The following is a 15,909-nucleotide window of genomic DNA, read 5'->3' as shown; positions in this document are numbered from 1 at the left end:
GTATATGACTGTAATGCCGCTTTCACAAAGGGGAGTAACAAACAGCAGGCTGGCTCTCGGCTGCATGGGGCTTGGCGGAGATTGGAGCTATGAGCCTTACCGGGAAGAGCATATCCAAACAGCGGAGGCGGCAGTGGAAGCCGCTTTGTCGATCGGAATCACCATGTTTGACCATGCCGATATCTATACGCGCGGTAAAGCCGAGCAAGTGTTTCGTCATGTGCTGGACAAGCAGCCAGGGCTGCGCGAAAGAATCGTTATACAATCCAAATGCGGCATAAGGCTATCGGAAGGCAATCTTCCCAATCGATTTGATTTTTCCAGGGAGCATATCCTGAATTCGGTTGACGGCATATTAAGCAGACTTGGGACCGATTACATTGATATTTTGCTGCTGCACCGGCCTGACCCGCTGGTGGAGCCGGACGAAGTTGCCGAGGCTTTGACAAAGCTGAAGGAGTCTGGTAAGGTGCGTCATTTCGGCGTATCCAATATGCATAGCGGTCAAATCGATTTCCTGCAGCGGTCTTTTTCGGAGCCGTTTATTGTTAATCAGCTGGAGCTTAGTCTGGCCCGTCATGACTGGGTTGACCATGGCGTTTATGTCAATCAGAAGGCCGGCTTGTCCGTTCAATTCCAGGAAGGACTTATCGAATATTCCCGCAGCAACAATATCCAGCTGCAAGCCTGGGGACCGCTAGCGCAGGGAAAATATAGCGGCAGGCTTCCCGAAAACGCTTCGGAGAGCGACGTCCGCACAGCCAAGCTTGTGGAGGAGATGGCTAAGGAGCGGGAAACAACGCCGGAAGCAATCGTTCTGGGCTGGCTGATGCGCCATCCGGCAGGCATTCAGCCTGTAATCGGGACTGCAAACCCACAGCGTATTGTCGCTTGCCGCGATGCGGAGCACCAAGCCGACGCCATGACGCGTGACGAGTGGTGGAGGCTATATATCACCGCCAGAGGAGACAAAACACCATAGAGAGAGAGAGAGGAAGCTCAAAAAATCCGCTTCCCATTGCGGGTCATGACTAGCGTCATGGCCAGCGGCGAATATGGGATTCAGCCGAAACTTCCGTTGCTCACTTAGCTCCCACTAAGCTCCGCTACTCAGTTTCTAGCTTCTTCCCATCTTCTTGGCACTGATAACCGGACTTTTTGAGCCTTTATTTGAATAAGGTCGCTCAAAAAGTCCTCTTCCCTTTGCGGGGCATGACTGGCGTCATGGCTGGCGGCGAATATGGGATTCAGCCGAAACTTCCGTTGCTCACTTAGCTCCCACTAAGCTCCGCTACTCAGTTTCTAGCTTCTTCCCATCTTCTTGGCACTGATAACCGGACTTTTTGAGCCTTTATTTGAATAAGGTCGCTCAAAAAGTCCTCTTCCCTTTGCGGGGCATGACTGGCGTCATGGCCGGCGGCGAATATGGGATTCAGCCGAAATCTCCGGTCCTCTCGTAGCTTAGACTACGCTCCGGTCCTCGATTTCTAGCTTCTTCCCATCTTCTTGGCACTGATAACCGGACTTTTTGAGCCTTTATTTGAATAAGGTCGCTCAAAAAGTCCGATTCCCATTGCGGGTCATGACTAGCGTCATGGCTGGCGGCGGCGAATATGGGATTCAGCCGAAATCTCCGGTCCTCTCGTAGCTTAGACTACGCTCCGGTCATTGATGACCGTTAGAATAAGAAAAGGCTGCAATTTCCTAAAGTAACGGTCACTCGTGTCCTTTAGAGTTCCAAATTGGCGCATTCGGGCGGGAGTTTGAGCTGTTACGGACATTAATGTCCATAACAATGTGACAATCCAACTAAAGAAGCTCCTGACGGACATTTGTGTCCGCAAAAGCAAATAAATTTCCAGCTCTGCTTTCTAGCGTTATTTTGTAAGGAGCAGCCTGACGTTCATATATCTGGCGTAGCATTCGGAAGCAACCTCAACCCACTGTTCCAATGCGTTCTATTATGGTAGAAGTCATGGAATGATTTCGATTTCTGGCTTCACTTCATCTTCTAATGCATTGAAAATGTAGGCTTGTGAACACGCTATAATGTTACTTGTCCTTTATCGTTCAAGACAGCCAGCCAGTCCTGGCTTCGTCCCTCGCGATAAGGGCTTTTCTTTTTTTTGCACATTATGCCCTCAAGTCCTATCAAACCCGCCAAACGATACAGCTTGACGCCCTCCTGCTCGACAAAAAGCATATGTTTAAAATAATGATTTTCCTCCAAAACGTCATGCAGCGCCTTTTTTCTCTCCAACAGTGGCCATAAGCGCAAATCCGCTCCGTTCAAGCTAAGAAGATCAAAAGCAAAAAAAGTAACCGGATTTACCTTCGCCGCTTCCCGGATATCGGGCCGGCGGGTCATCCGGTATCGGCTCTGCAGCTTTTCCTTATCCTCCCGGCCCGTATCCGGGTCCAAACAAGCCGCCTCGCCGTCGATCACCACATCCGCAGGGAACCGGAGAGGAACGCGCGTCAGCTCCGGATATTGCATCGTTAAGTCGAAACCATGCCTCGACAGCAGAGTGGTTACTCCATCCTTCATCTCCAGACGCAGCCGCTGCCCCGCTATTTTAGGTTCAAACAAATGGTCCTCGCTGTCAAACGGAGTTTTCCGCTTGATGGGCAGCATCGGTTTCTCAAACATAGACAAGCCCCTCCATCGCTTCATTTTAGCATGACGCCTCCCTTCAATTCTTCGGTAAAATATGGCGCAGTTAGCGAATAATGCACAGCGCGGTATTGCATAATAGAAGCAAAGGAGGTTGATCAGAAATGGCAAGCAGTCAATCCAGAGGCATCGTTGTCCCTCAAGCTCGCGCCGCGCTGGAGCAGATGAAATATGAAGTTGCCCAAGAACTTGGCATTCAGCTCCCGCAGGACGGCTATTACGGCAATATGACCACCCGCGATATGGGCTCCATTGGCGGATACATAACTCGCCGCCTTGTCCAGATGGCCGAGCAGCAGCTGAGCGGATACCGCTGAAGGCTGCGAGCTGATCCCTTGGCCGCTGACAGAGCTATAAGCAGCAAAACCAACGCATCCAACCCGCTGCATCACAGCGCTTGGCTGCGTTTTTTATTTGCTTCCGGGCTCGTTACATAGCATTCCTGACGGTTACTCTTTCTTTTATGGCTGAATATCGGTAAAATGGGAGTATTCCATTTAAGAGGTTGTTCAAAAAGTCCACTCTCCATTACGCAATATGCCTCTCGGCATGAACGGCGTCGAAGATGGCATTCAGCCGAAAGAAGCGTAGGCTTACGAAGTATGTTTCTTTCAGAAACATTTGAGGTGCTCACTTAGCTTCCACTAAGCTCCGTTCCTCGATTTCTAGCTTCATGCCATCTTCTTGGTACTGAAAAACAAACTTTTTGAACACGCACTTTAATAAAGAGAGGAATAACTCTAAATGATTATTCAACCTAAAACTCGCGGATTTATATGCACAACCGCACATCCGGAAGGCTGCGCCAAGCAAGTGGAGCGGCAAATAAAATATGTGAAGGAACAAAAAGGTATTTCGGGACCGCGCAATGTGCTCGTTATTGGCGCCTCCACAGGCTACGGTCTGGCATCCCGCATCGTTTCCGCCTTTGGCGCAGGCGCTGCAACAATCGGTGTTTACTTCGACAAGCCGGCAGAGGGCGCCCGTACGGCATCCGCCGGCTGGTACAACTCTGCGGCATTTGAGGCGTCTGCTCAAGAAGCCGGCCTGAAGTCGTACAGCATTGTTGGCGATGCGTTTTCCGATGAAATCAAAACCAAAACAATTGATCTGATCAAAAGCGAGCTTGGCCAGGTAGATTTGGTGGTCTATAGCGTTGCGTCGCCGCGCCGTACCCATCCCAAAACAGGAGAAACTTTCTCCTCTGTCATCAAGCCGCTGGGCGGCGTCTACACCAATAAAACCGTCAACTTCCACACAGGTGAAGTAAGCCAAGCCACCATTGAACCGGCAACCGAGGATGAACTTCGCCAGACGATTGCCGTTATGGGCGGCGAGGACTGGGAGATGTGGATCGACGCGATGGAGCAAGCCGGCGTGCTGGCAGAAGGCGCAACAACGGTTGCTTATTCCTACATAGGTCCCGAAATTACTCACGCTGTCTATCGTGAGGGAACAATCGGCGCAGCCAAAAATCATTTGGAAGCAACAGCAAAAACCTTGAACGACCGACTTGACTCCAAAGGCGGCAGAGCATTTGTATCCGTCAATAAAGCTTTGGTAACCCAGTCCAGCTCAGCCATTCCGGTTGTCCCGCTTTACATTTCCGCCCTGTACAAAATCATGAAGGAAAAAGGGCTGCATGAAGGCTGCATCGAGCAAATGTACCGTCTGTTCTCGGAACGTCTTTATGGCGAAGGCTCTGCTCCTGTGGACGAAAAAGGGCTGATTCGCGTGGACGACTGGGAAATGAAGCCGGACATTCAAGCTGAAGTCGCTAAAGTATGGGAGCAGCTGACAACGGATAATGTATACGAGCTATCCGATCTTGAAGGCTACCGCCGTGAATTTTTCCAATTGTTCGGCTTTGAAACCGACGGCGTCGATTATGAAGCCGACACAAATCCGGATGTCGCCATGCCTGGTTTGAGATAGCACCCGAGGAGGACCTTATGTCAATCAAAATTTTTTCCGGATCATCCAACCGTGATCTGGCGCTTAATGTGTGCAAGGAGCTTGGCGTTCCGCTAGGAAAAGCTGCCATCTCCCGCCAGCAAAGCGGCGAGATTCATGTATCCTACGAGGAGTCGCTTCGCAATAGCCACGTTTTTCTTGTACAATCGCTGTCGCATCCCGTCAATGAGCATCTGGTGGAGCTGATGGTAATGATTGATGCGGCCAAACGGGCTTCCGCCCAATCGATCAATATCGTTATGCCTTATTACGGCTATGCCCGCCAGGAGCGTAAATCCGCGCCGCGCGAGCCCATATCCGCCAAAATGGTAGCCGACGTCTTAACTACGGTTGGAGCAGGCCGTATCATTACGGTCGATTTGCACGCCGATGCCATTCAGGGCTTTTTCAAAATAACGGTGGATCATTTGACCGCATTGGATTTGATTATCGGTTACCTGCGCTCCAAAAATATTAAAAACCCTGTTGTTGTTTCCCCCGATGCGGGACGAGCTACGACTGCGGAAAAGCTGGCCAATATGCTGGATTGCCCGTTTGCGATCATGATCAAAAACAGACCGGCGCACAACCAGTCTCAAATTACGCATATTATTGGCGAGGTTGAAGGCAAAACGCCTATTATTATTGAGGATTTGATCGATACCGGAAGCACAATCGTCAATGTAGTTGAAGCGTTGAAAAAACGGGGCGCGGAAGACGCCTTCATCTGCGCTACGCACGGATTATTTTCCGAAAATGCCGTACAGAAGCTGGACCATCCCAACATTCAGGAGGTTGTCATCACCGACACGATTGCGCTGGATGCTGCTAGCCCGGACAAATTTGTTGTTTTGCCGATGGCTCCGCTGCTAGGGGCTGCTATTCACATTATTACAGAAGGCGGCTCTATCGCAACCTTGTTTAAAACCGAATAGAACAAAAAGGGACCTCCCTTTCCACATCTTGGTGGAGAGCGGGGTCCCTTTCCTTATGGCTTGATTAATCCTTTAACCGGAGCCTTCAAGCCACTCCATTTCCGATGGAGTAAGCTTGATGAAGGAGCCTTGGTGGCAAGACTGAAGCTCCTCAGCGCTTTGTGCGCCAATCAAGGCGCAGGTTGGGAATGGCTGATTCAGCACATAAGCAAGCGCGATCTGGATAGCTGTCGCTCCCTTTTGCTCCGCCAGCTCACGGGCGCGCGCCAAACGCTCCCAGTTGGCATCGCTGTAAAATACACGCACCAGATCGTTATTATCGCGAACCTCAGGCGTGAAGCGGCCCGTAAAGAAACCTCTTGCCTGTGAGGACCAGGACAGCAGCGGCAACTGTACCGACTGATGCCACGCCAGCGTCTCGGCATCGGTAGAAACGCATCCAGGCCAGAAGGGTTCGTTCGCTTTGGCGAGGCTGAGATTGGGACTGCTGAACGTAAAGCCCCGAAGGCCATTTTGAGCTGCGTAGGCATTCGCCTCTTCAATACGCCGCCATGTCCAGTTGGATACGCCGATAGCGCCTATTGTCCCCGCTTGAACATGCTCGTTAAGCGCATCCACAATAACGTCAACGGGCATTTCGGTATCGTCGCGATGAAGAGCATACAAATCGACAAAATCGGTTTGCAGCCGCTCCAGACTCTCAGCAAGGTCTTTATTTATGGCTTCCTTGTTGACGCGGGGACCAAATTGATCGTGATGCGCCCCTTTGGTCATAATGACCAGCTTGTCCCGGTTGCCTCTTTCCTTCATATACCGCCCGATTACTTCCTCGCTTTGTCCCCCGCAATAAATATGGGCCGTATCCAGCGAATTCCCCCCTATTGCAAGAAACGCATCCAGATTGGCTGCCGCCTTTTCATAGCTCTCATGCCTGAAATAATCGGTGCCTTTCATCAGCCTCGAAACAGGCTTTTCACAGCCTTCAATATGGATATATTCCATTACGAAAACCTCCCTGCACTACTTAATTTTTTTAGCACTTTGACCTGCCGCTTATTGCATTACCCCTCTTTTACTCCTCTTAAATGAGAGCTTAAAGAGCTGGATAGTATTGATCATCACTAAATAGAAATTCTGCTACGCTCGTTCGCGGAACGCAAGCATGCTTCAAGAACCTTCATATTATTTACGGAGTCGGCTGGCGTAAATTTCAGCGGAACATTGCCTGTAATGGCTGCATGCATAGCATCCGCCTGTGCGGTGTATGCATTGATGTCCGCAATTTGTACCTCTCTCTTTTCTCCGCCTCTGTGTACAAAAAAGTTGGCGCTGCCTGGCGAATTGGTTACATACGCGTTTGGCACCTGAATGATCCCTTCCGTGCCAAGCACCTCCAGCGGATTGCGGAATGCCGCCCACATGCCGCAATCAAAAATAAGCGACTTGCCTCCCTCAAATTCCAGCAGGCCGGACAGCATCATATCAACGTCATCGTGCTGCGGTGAAAACATTGCGTGCGCCGTCGCTGCTGCAGGCTCCTGGCCCAGCAGCAATCTGGCTGCGCTGATGGGATAACAGCCAACGTCGTACAAGGAACCGCCGCCCCATGCCTTCCGATACCGTACATTGCCGCTGTCTCCCGCATTATTAAACGTAAAGGAGCTTGTTATGCTCCTTACCTCGCCAATTTCGCCAGAGGCAATAATGGAAGCGATCTCATCATAGCGCGGATGCCAGCGATACATAAAGGCTTCCGACAAGTGAACGCCGGCGCGCTGGCAGGCATCCGCCATTTGCTGCGCTTCCTCAGCGGTAAGCGCAAGCGGTTTTTCGCATAATATATGTTTTCCGGCTTCCGCAGCCTTTAGCGTCCATTCCATATGCAGATGGTTGGGCAGCGGAATATATACGGCATCAATACTATCGTCGGCTAAAAGCTCCTCATAGCTGCCATAAGCATCCGCAATGCCAAACTGCTTTGCGGTCTCTCTGGACTTCTGCAAATCCCGGCTCGCAATGGCCGCGACTTCGTTAATAGCAGAGCCCTGTATTCCCGGTATCACCGCGCGCTTAGCTATGGAGGCGCTGCCTAGGATGCCCCATCTTAGTTTCTTCATACTCATCTTCCCAGCTCCTTTTAGAGGTAGTTCAAAAAGTCCGCTTTCCATTGTGGATCATGCCTGGCGGCATGGCCGGCTTCGAATATGGCATTCAGCCGAAACCTCCGTTGCTCACTTAGCTGCCACTAAGCTTCGCTACTCTGTTTCTAGCTTCATCCCATCTTCTCGACACTGAAAACCAAACTTTTTAAACCTCATTTTAGACGAGGTAGTTAAAAAAGTCCGCTTTCCATTGTGGATCATGCCTGGCGGCATGGCCGGCTTCGAATATGGCATTCAGCCGAAACCTCCGTTGCTCACTTAGCTGCCACTAAGCTTCGCTACTCTGTTTCTAGCTTCATCCCATCTTCTCGACACTGAAAACCAAACTTTTTAAACCTCATTTTAGACGAGGTAGTTAAAAAAGTCCGCTTTCCATTGTGGATCATGCCTGGCGGCATGGCCGGCTTCGAATATGGCATTCAGCCGAAACCTCCGTTGCTCACTTAGCTGCCACTAAGCTTCGCTACTCTGTTTCTAGCTTCATCCCATCTTCTCGACACTGAAAACCAAACTTTTTAAACCTCATTTTAGACGAGGTAGTTAAAAAAGTCCGCTTTCCATTGTGGATCATGCCTGGCGGCATGGCCGGCTTCGAATATGGCATTCAGCCGAAACCTCCGTTGCTCACTTAGCTACCACTAAGCTCCGCTACTCTGTTTCTAGCTTCATCCCATCTTCTCAAATATAATAAATAGTATGACGATATTGTCATTATAAATGGGCTGGATTGAAATGAAAATGACAATATATTAAGATAGATTATAACTATATTGTCATGAAAGTCGAGGATTGTCGATGCAGCGCCAAAGCCATCTTCTTACTTTGCCTTCCAGCCCTTACTTCTGCATGCCGGAATCTGTAGGCTTTTATCGGAGATGGGCCGAACATACCGTAAGCCGAAATGCCGATGCGATGAACAATTTTAATATTCACTTTGTTTCCGGCGGGAAAGGCTATGTCGAGCAGGACGGCGTTATCCACACCCTTGGACCGGGAGACGCATTCCTTTATTTCCCCTTGCAGCAGCAGCGTTATTACAGCAGCAAGGAAGAGCCTTGGGATATTCATTGGGTCCACTTCTACGGCGACAGCTTGTTTGATTTTATGGTGAAGCGCGAGCTGCATCTTAGCCGAATCTGGAGCATTCGCCAACCGGAGTTATGGATGAGTGCTCATGAGGAGCTGTTAACGGAAGCGGAGCAAAATCGGATGCTGCATCCTCACAGACTTTCGACCCTGACTTATGCTCTGCTGACTTTATTTGTAGAGCAGGCGGTGCCCAAGGCAAGCGGCAGGTCCATTTCCTCGGGTGGACGCATTCTGGAGCTGCTTCCCGTTATGCAGCAGGAGGCGACGGAGCCCTTTCTGCTGGAACGCTGGTCGGCACTCGCCGGGGTAACGCCGCATTATTTTTGCAAGCTGTTCCGCCAAGTGATGGAGATGACGCCGATGGATTTTATTACCCGCTGCCGGCTTCAGACAGCCAAGCAATGGCTTCTGGAGCGCCAGTCGTTAAGTATCGGCGACATAGCCAAGGAGGCGGGTTATCCCAGCGTCAGCTATTTTAACAAAAGATTTATGGAGCACGAAGGCATGACGCCTTCCACTTACCGCCAGCTCTATGAAACATCCAACCGCCATCAATAAACTAAACGGCTTGCCGCAAGAAGGCGAGCAGCTTACAATAAAGGCAGCGTTATTTTGTAAGGGCATTCATACATTTCGTTCCCGTACACGGGGGCTTGGGAGGAAAAGAGATGAGCCAATCTATACATGCCATAATGCTGGGAAATAACGAGGACGCTCCCTGGCATCCTTTGAACGCAATCATCGAGGAAATGAAAACCATCGTTCCTGCCGGCTGCCGTTTGACCGCAAGTCAGGACTATCATCTTTTGTCTGCATTAGACACCAATAATACTTGCGATCTATTCATCAGCTACACCGATTGCTGGGATAAGCCGCTGTCAGCCCAGCAAAGGGCAGGTTTGCTTCGTTATGTAGCGGGAGGCGGAAAAATGCTTGTCCTGCATAACGGAATTTCGCTGCAAGCCAGCAGCGAGCTGCTGACACTGATTGGCGGCAAATTTACGAATCATCCTCCATACCAGCAGTTAAAATACGTTGTCACGGAAGCAGGCGCAAGCCATCCCATCATGGATGGCATCGAGTCCTTTCTTTTGGAGGAGGAGCCCTATCAGTTCGAGCTGGATGACTTTGTTGAAAAGACGATTTTTATGGCATATGAATTCCAAGGTACTGCCATTCCTGCGGGTTGGGAGCGCAAGTATGGTCTCGGAACTGTCGTATATTTGCAGCCCGGCCATCATGCGCCCTCCTTCCAATCCCCGGCTTACCGGAAAATGATCGCCTCCGCCATTACGTATTTGTCAGAAATAAATCGCTGAAATTACGTTCGGGGTCGTTAAAAATGCGGCAAACTAGGCGCTTTATAGAGCCGCTTTAGTCCGCTGCGCTCATTTCTGTCTCCCTTTTACGAGGTCTTCCCAGGCCGATGTAATGTAGCCCGGCCTCCTCCACCGCAGCACGGTCCAGAACATTGCGCGCGTCTACAACAAGCTTGCCTTTCATGGCCGCTTTGACGACCTGCCAATCAGCATCGACAAATTGCTTCCATCCGGTCGCCACGACCAAAGCGTCGGCACCCGCCAGCGCCTCCAACTGGGACGCCGCCCATTGGACCCCATCCATGTCCGGCGATGACAAGGGATCATATGCGGTAACCCCGCATCCTTTTGCAGCCAGCTCCTCCATTAGCACCAAAGCTTTGGAGTAGCGAAGATCATCCGTATTTTCCTTGAAGGCCGCACCCCAAACAGCAATGGTCATACCCGGCTTTAATGCTCCAAGCTCTCGAGTCAGCTTCGTTACATATACCTGTACCTGCGTTTCGTTTACGTATGCTGCAGCCTCCAGCAGCTTTAGTCCCATTCCTTTACCGGCTGCCGTTGCTATGAGTGCTGAAACATCCTTTGGCAGACACGAGCCGCCATACCCGATGCCCGCTTGCAGGAACCTCGCCCCTATCCGCTCATCCATTCCAATACCCTTTGCTACCTCGGTAATATCCGCACGAAAAGCTTCACAAAGCCTTGCCAGCTCATTAATAAAAGAAAGCTTGACGGCCAAGAAGGAGTTGGAGCCGTATTTGATCATTTCCGCCTCTGTTCGACCCGTATGCAGCACCGGTGCGGAAATGCCGTCATACAGCGAAGCAACAAGCGTCCCGGCTTGAACACTGGAAGCGCCTACCAATATGCGGTCGGGATGAAAGGAGTCATGGATGGCTGTGCCTTCCCGCAAAAATTCCGGATTGGATACCACCTCGACCCATTCTTTTGGAACGCCTCTGCGCAAAAAAAAGTCTTGCGCCCAATCTCCCGTTCCTGGCGGCACCGTACTTTTAATAATGACGGTTTTGGGCTCCTGCATGCCATTTGCAACGGTTAACAATACGCTTTTGACATAAACCAAATCCGCTGTTCCGTCCGGGGCGGAAGGCGTACCCACCGCTACCATTATGACCGGGCATTTTTCTACGTAAAGAGGCACATCGGAGCTGAAAAACAAACGGTTGTTTTTTGTGCCTTGCTGCACCAATTCCTCTAATCCGGGCTCAAATATAGGAATATGACCGTTCAACAGCGAAGAAATTTTGATATCGTCACGATCGCAGCACCATACGGTATGGCCGAGCTTCGCCAAAACAGCCGAGGTCGTGAGGCCGACATACCCCGCTCCCACAACGCAAATATCCATTTGGGTACATCCTTTCCATTCTGATTAATGTATTGCATCATGTGCTGGAAGCAAGAAAATGGAAACGGCGTTTGACCCGCCTGAGCCATATAGGTACAATAGGAGAAATCAGATGGGAGGTTGATTTATGCGAATTGTATTGGCCGTTGCTTTATCCTTTGCACTCATCGTAGCCGGCGGGTGCGGTAAATCCGGCGGAAATGTTTCCCCCCCTGCAACCTCTCCGCCAGCTGCAACCTCATCACCTGATCCCTCTGCTCCCTCGCCCGCTGCGCCCGAGGAGACGGAGAGCCCGACAGCACCACCTTCAGCGAATGAAGAAATTGCAGCTCAAATCGCCAAAATGACGATAGATGAAAAAATAGGGCAGCTTCTATTAATTGGACTGGACGGAAAAAAGATCAGCCCTTTTGCAAAAAAAATGATTGCTGAAAACAAAATTGGCGGATTTATCCTGTATAAGGACAATATTAAATCTGCGTCTCAAACGGTGGCATTACTGAACAGTCTTAAGGCTGCCAATAACGAAAATAGCATTCCTCTCTGGCTAAGCCTAGATCAGGAAGGCGGCAAGGTGAGCAGGCTGCCTGCGGAGATTGCCAAGTTTCCTTCGGCGCGTGAGCTGGGGGTATTGAAGGACATTTCACATACAAAAGAGGTTGGCCGCTCATTGGGGTCAACGGTTAAGGCTTTGGGATTTAATTTGGATTTTGCCCCTGTGCTTGATATCGACAGCAACCCCGACAATCCCGTTATCGGCGATCGTTCCTTTGGCTCTGACGCGGATACAGTTATTAACCACGGCATGGCCATGATGGAGGGCATTTCGGAAGCTGGCGTGACAACCGTAGTCAAACATTTCCCCGGACACGGAGACACTTCAGTGGATTCCCACTACGCGCTTCCAGTCGTAGGCAAATCCTTGGACGAGCTGGGCAAGCTGGAGCTGCTGCCATTTGTGGAGGCCGTGGGGCATAATGCCGACGCCGTTATGGTGGCCCACCTGCTTATACCTGCATTGGACAAGGAGCTCCCCACTTCGATCTCGTACAAAGCCATTAATGGCCTGCTTCGGACTGGCCTTGGGTACAATGGCGTTGTTGTCACCGATGACCTGACGATGGGCGGCTTGCTGCAGGACAATGAAATCGGAGAGGCAGCCGTCAAGGCGGTGTTAGCCGGAGCCGACCTGCTTCTGGTCGGGCATGATGAGAAGCTGCAGCAGAGGGTGCTGACAGCGCTGCAAAGTGAAGTCCAGAATGGCGGGATAACCGAAATGAGGCTGGATGAAAGCTTGTACAGGCTGCTTGCGCTAAAGCAAAAATACAAGCTAATGGATGCGGCAACCGACGAACCGGACATTAAAGCCCTTAACGAGGAAATTACAAACGCGCTAGCCAAATAATAAGAGGCAAGATTGTCCTGGCTTGTACGCAGGTCGGCCTATTTGTTCTGGAAGCCTTAACCTGAAAAAAAGTCTCCCATTTTCACATCGGCGCAGTTCGGACTGCGCTGACGTGGTAATGTGGAGACTTTTCTTTGATCCTTATTTATCGGGATTCATTATTGCTTATTGCCTTCCAGCTCCGCTTTCAAAGCTGCAAGCTCATCGTCCAGTTCGGTATCCCTGCCGGATTTTTCGAGTTCATCGAATTTAGAGTCCAGCGACTTGCCTTCATTGGCCAGCTCGTAAGCCGCATCCGCCTGATCATGCATTTGTCTGATGCGCTCCTCCATCCGGTTAAAGGTTGCGCCAAGATCGTTGTTGCCAATCCCGCTCATTGTTTTATTGATGCGCTCTTGAGCTTTTGCAGCCTCAGCTTGAGCAACCAATGTGCTTTTTTGCGTTTTCATTTCCTGCACTCTTGCTTTCATTTCCTGGAGCTGCGTGCGCAGCTTGTCTGCGGTTGCTTTGGCTCTGTCGTAGCTTGCCTGCGCCGCGACTTGCTTATCGGAGTAACGCTTTTTATCGGCAAGGGCTTCGCGGGCAAGGCTTTCATTACCGCTGGCAAGCGCCTGACGGGCTTGGGCGTCGCGTTTGGCGATAACCTCGTTTGCCTCATTCAGCTCGCGCTCAAAACGTTTTTCCACCGCAATTTGAGTCGTTACGGCAGATGTTACCTTTTCGATATCCTCGTCCAGCTCACGCAATACCTGATCAATCATTTTCACCGGATCCTCCAGATGGTCCAGTGCTGCATTAACATTAGATTTACCGATACGGAACAGTCTTTGAAAAATACTCATAGTCAACAATTCCTCCTTCGTCCTGTTAGGTCGTTATAATTAACAATACGCGCCAACTGGAATAACGTTTCAATTGGTTGCGCCAGTAAAATCACACAAACGACAAATATTATCTATTATACCATGGGGCTTAGGAAGAATTGTATTAATTTGTCGTTTAAGCCCGGCAGATGTTCATGACCAAAATCGGGATAAATCAAGGTTTGTTTGGGAGCGGTTATTTTATTGTAGGCCGCAAATTGAGTCGATGGCGGGCAAATTGTATCCATCAGTCCAACCGCCATCACAACCTCAGCCTTGATCCTGCCTGCCTGATATTGCAGGTCGATATAGCCGAGCCGTTCAAAAACCTCGTCCTCCCGCTCATGCAGAGGATCAAAGCTGCGGAAATAATTTTTCAGCTCCTGATAAGCATCCTTGGCTAAATCCATATTCCATGTCCGTCTATAATCGCATAAAAACGGATAAACCGTGCCAAGCTTGCTTACGCGCGGCTCCAGAGCGGCGCAAGCTATTGCAAGCGCTCCGCCTTGAGAACCTCCGGTTGCATAAACATGGTCCGGGTCAACCTCCGGCAACGACAAAGCTATGCCTGCTAGCTGGGCGGCATCCAGAAAAATATGTCTAAACAACAGGTTGTCGGGATGATCGTCGAGTCCTCTGATAATATGGCCGTTCAAGGTGTTGCCTTTAACACCGCCAGCATCCTCCGATTGTCCGCCCTGGCCGCGCGCATCCATCGACAGCACGGAAAAACCAAGCGAGGCATACACCAGCTTGTCGCTCCAGTCGCCGCTATTGGCGCTGTACCCATGAAACTGTACAATGGCTGGATGCTTGCCTTCCGCATTGCGGGGCCGAACATATTTGGCATGAATTCTTGCCCCTCTCACGCCTGTAAAATAAAGATCGAAGCACTCCGCCAGCGGTGTCTGAAAAGAGCTGGGAATAAGCTCCACCTTGGCTTCAACCGCGGACATTTCCGCAATCGCGCGCTTCCAGTAATCGTCAAAATCCGCTGGTCTGGGATTTATTCCTTCATATTGCTTTAGCTGCTCCAACGGCATATCAATCAGCGGCATCTAAATCTCCCTCTCTCGCAATCTCGTCTATGTATCATGTAATCGGATACAAAATCACCCTTATTATACACCCGCCAGTTAACTTTTTGATACTTAAAAAGCCGAATTCATACAGTAAACAAGAGAAACCCGGCAACCTGTAACAGGAAGCCGGGCTATTTCTTTAACGATTCAGCCAAGGGCGGCTGCCCCTGGTTGTTTTAGGCTTTGGCTTGGAAACAACCGTGCGAATAACGGCTTTTTTTGCTTTCTTCTTGGGCTTTGCCGCTCCCGTCTTTGGAGTAGAACTGGAGCTTGAATAATCAGGAGTCAAATAATTCGGTGTTGAGAAGGTCGACATCGTATTAGCGTTGACTTGATCCTCTCTAATGCCTCCGCAGCCGCAGCCGCCTGGAGCCCCATAATACGGCATCTGTTGTCCTCCATAGCCGGGCCACATGGGAAGCGGCGCTGCCGGAACATAGCCCGCAGGATACCCTGTTGGATAACCACCGTAACCAGGCGGCGGATATTGCGCAGACAAGGCTGCTACTCCGGGATGATTCGGCATTGCGCTATAAGGCGCAATGGGCTCCGCGTTTTCGGAATATGCCATCGGCGAGACGTCTCCTTTTTTGGAACCAACGGATAACGGCGAAACATTGGCGTTTGGCCCAATAGATGACGGAGACACATTAGCATTTTCGCCCAATCCTTGATAAGGGTTATTTCCATACCCCCACATTGGGCCCATACCGTAAGGGCTATAAGGTGAAACCGGATAAGCCGGATACATTCCGGGAGGACAATCATAAGGATAAACAGGTGCCGTTGATGCATAAGGCGCCCACTCAACGCTCGTATTGGGATTGTTTGCACTTTGGGCTTGCGCTGCTCCCCAGCTTCCTTTGCCCGCAGGGACGTTTTCGCCCATCATGCCATAATTGGCTGGCGATATATTGCTGTTGGCAGCATTAGCACCTTCAACGTTAGCACCTTCAACGAAGGAATAATCCATTCCGGACATCGCCTGAACTGCAGGAGTATCATATTGCTGAAATAAATCAATGCTTTGAATATATTCGGAATTCATTGCA

The 15,909-nt window shown here is 50.4% G+C and carries 14 protein-coding genes; 7 read left to right on the top strand and 7 right to left on the bottom strand.

The features are described from left to right. Positions 1–4: 4 nt before the first annotated feature. The gene (locus tag A7K91_RS05895; RefSeq protein WP_068680674.1) at positions 5–982 is read left to right on the top strand and encodes an aldo/keto reductase; all 978 of its coding nucleotides are present in this window, start codon (positions 5–7) and stop codon (positions 980–982) included. A gap of 1,062 nt (positions 983–2,044) precedes the next feature. Here A7K91_RS05895 and A7K91_RS05890 read toward each other — a convergent pair. Next, positions 2,045–2,650 (bottom strand): ATP-dependent DNA ligase, encoded by a 606-nt coding sequence (locus A7K91_RS05890; protein WP_068680672.1) that lies wholly within the window; start codon positions 2,648–2,650, stop codon positions 2,045–2,047. A gap of 128 nt (positions 2,651–2,778) precedes the next feature. Here A7K91_RS05890 and A7K91_RS05885 point away from each other — a divergent pair, with 128 nt between their 5' ends. The 3 genes from A7K91_RS05885 to A7K91_RS05875 all read left to right on the top strand — a co-directional run bounded on the left by A7K91_RS05885 (position 2,779) and on the right by A7K91_RS05875 (position 5,562). Then, positions 2,779–2,991, top strand: a complete 213-nt coding sequence (locus A7K91_RS05885; RefSeq protein ID WP_068680667.1) for an alpha/beta-type small acid-soluble spore protein — start codon at positions 2,779–2,781, stop codon at positions 2,989–2,991. Positions 2,992–3,418: 427 nt separating this feature from the next. Beyond that, complete coding sequence (fabV, locus tag A7K91_RS05880) at positions 3,419–4,609, top strand: enoyl-ACP reductase FabV (protein WP_068680666.1); 1,191 nt, start codon at positions 3,419–3,421, stop codon at positions 4,607–4,609. Between the two features lie 17 nt (positions 4,610–4,626). Next, the gene (locus A7K91_RS05875; RefSeq protein WP_068680664.1) at positions 4,627–5,562 is read left to right on the top strand and encodes a ribose-phosphate diphosphokinase; all 936 of its coding nucleotides are present in this window, start codon (positions 4,627–4,629) and stop codon (positions 5,560–5,562) included. Positions 5,563–5,634: 72 nt separating this feature from the next. Here the strand turns inward: A7K91_RS05875 and A7K91_RS05870 are convergent, their stop codons facing one another. Further along, the gene (locus A7K91_RS05870) at positions 5,635–6,564 is read right to left on the bottom strand and encodes an aldo/keto reductase (protein WP_068680661.1); all 930 of its coding nucleotides are present in this window, start codon (positions 6,562–6,564) and stop codon (positions 5,635–5,637) included. A 119-nt stretch (positions 6,565–6,683) separates the two neighbouring features. Further along, a complete protein-coding gene (locus A7K91_RS05865) occupies positions 6,684–7,685 on the bottom strand; it encodes a Gfo/Idh/MocA family protein (protein WP_068680659.1) in 1,002 nt (333 codons plus the stop codon). An 834-nt stretch (positions 7,686–8,519) separates the two neighbouring features. Here A7K91_RS05865 and A7K91_RS05860 point away from each other — a divergent pair. Together A7K91_RS05860 and A7K91_RS05855 are read left to right on the top strand one after the other, a co-directional pair. Further along, positions 8,520–9,371, top strand: a complete 852-nt coding sequence (locus A7K91_RS05860) for a helix-turn-helix transcriptional regulator (protein WP_068680657.1) — start codon at positions 8,520–8,522, stop codon at positions 9,369–9,371. 110 nt (positions 9,372–9,481) lie between these two features. After that, entirely contained in the window at positions 9,482–10,132 is a 651-nt protein-coding gene (locus A7K91_RS05855) for a ThuA domain-containing protein (protein WP_068680655.1), read from the top strand. Positions 10,133–10,187: 55 nt separating this feature from the next. Here A7K91_RS05855 and A7K91_RS05850 read toward each other — a convergent pair whose 3' ends face one another. Then, entirely contained in the window at positions 10,188–11,504 is a 1,317-nt protein-coding gene (locus tag A7K91_RS05850; RefSeq protein WP_068680652.1) for a UDP-glucose dehydrogenase family protein, read from the bottom strand. Between the two features lie 127 nt (positions 11,505–11,631). Between A7K91_RS05850 and nagZ the strand changes: the two genes are divergently transcribed. Then, a complete protein-coding gene (nagZ, locus tag A7K91_RS05845; RefSeq protein WP_068680651.1) occupies positions 11,632–12,909 on the top strand; it encodes a beta-N-acetylhexosaminidase in 1,278 nt (425 codons plus the stop codon). Positions 12,910–13,067: 158 nt separating this feature from the next. Here nagZ and A7K91_RS05840 read toward each other — a convergent pair whose 3' ends face one another. From A7K91_RS05840 to A7K91_RS26975, 3 genes are all read right to left on the bottom strand, one after another. After that, on the bottom strand, positions 13,068–13,751 hold the full coding sequence (locus A7K91_RS05840; protein WP_068680644.1) for a PspA/IM30 family protein: 684 nt from the start codon (positions 13,749–13,751) through the stop codon (positions 13,068–13,070). Positions 13,752–13,867: 116 nt separating this feature from the next. Then, entirely contained in the window at positions 13,868–14,833 is a 966-nt protein-coding gene (locus A7K91_RS05835) for an alpha/beta fold hydrolase (protein WP_068680642.1), read from the bottom strand. Positions 14,834–14,996: 163 nt separating this feature from the next. After that, entirely contained in the window at positions 14,997–15,905 is a 909-nt protein-coding gene (locus tag A7K91_RS26975; protein ID WP_068680640.1) for a hypothetical protein, read from the bottom strand. Positions 15,906–15,909: the final 4 nt, after the last annotated feature.

Origin of the sequence: Paenibacillus oryzae, assembly GCF_001675045.1 — a bacterium.
GTDB classification, from domain to species: Bacteria; Bacillota; Bacilli; order Paenibacillales; family Paenibacillaceae; genus Pristimantibacillus; species Pristimantibacillus oryzae.
The sequence above is the reverse complement of the archived record's forward strand: the minus strand, read 5'-3'. Positions and strand labels throughout refer to the sequence as shown.